Raw genomic sequence first — 934 nt, forward strand, 5'->3', positions numbered from 1 at the left:
TCGGTGGTCAGCAGCGCGCGCATGGCGAACTCGCCGTGCAGCGGCTCGGTCATCTGCACGTCGTAGAACCCGGTGCCATCGCTGTGCCAGGTGTCGACATGCGCGCCGGCGATCGGCCTGCCGTCTTCGTCGACCACCCGAGCGGTCACGAACATCGGTGTACCCGCAACGCCGTTGGCGATGTCGGCGCCGTTAGGCGCGGTCGGACGGCCCTCGACATAGAACGGTCCCAGCAGCGCCGAGTCGGTGGCCGATCCCCCAGTGGGCTCGTTGATCTTGTCCAACAGCATCGACAGACCAAGGATGTCGGAGAGCAGCACCACCTCTTGACGCGTCGGGCTGGAGATCTTGCCGAGCCGTTCGATGAAGTCCATCGCGGTGAACCATTCGGCGCCGGTCAGCCGCACCTCGCGCGCGAAATCGTGCAGGTGCTGCACCAGGCTGACGAACAGTTGACGGAAGCGTTCGTCGGTGGACGTGTCAAAGGTTTTTTGCACGACTTCGGTGATCGTTTGTTCGGTCAGGTTGGTTGACATGGCTGTGCCTTTCAGGGGTTGATCACGACGCGGCCGGCGATGTGCCCGGCGACCGCGCGGTAGGCGGCTGCGCTCTCGTCGAGGGGGTAGCGGGCGACGATGGGAAGTGGCCGGAACTCTCCGGATTCGAAGTAGGGCAACATTTTCTGAAGTATTTGCGCGGAGTCGATGATGGTGAGTTTGCCGCTGTCGGCGCCGAAGATCCGGGTTTCATTGTGGTACAAGTCTTTTAGATCGATGTCGACCTTTGACGGGCCGACGGCGCTAATGACCACCAGCCTGCCGCGATGGGCCAGTGCGGCCAGCGCGGCCGCCGTGGTGACGCCGCCGACCGCGTCGTACACGACGTCGACGCCCTTGCCTTTGTTGGCTCGTTTGATATCGGCGGCGACGTCGGT

General features: G+C 63.6%; 2 protein-coding genes. Both read right to left on the reverse strand.

The genetic code is table 11. The annotated features are described in order from the left end of the window. Nucleotides 1-536, reverse strand: a 536-nt coding sequence (locus tag ACZY0B_RS27760; RefSeq protein ID WP_463767424.1) for a dioxygenase, incomplete at its 3' end; no start/stop codon positions are given. A gap of 11 nt (nt 537-547) precedes the next feature. Continuing rightward, a partial coding sequence (locus ACZY0B_RS27765) for a zinc-binding dehydrogenase (RefSeq protein WP_463767425.1) occupies nt 548-934 on the reverse strand: 387 nt, incomplete at its 5' end.

The sequence above is a fragment of the Mycobacterium sp. IDUB_19 genome (assembly GCF_055419445.1).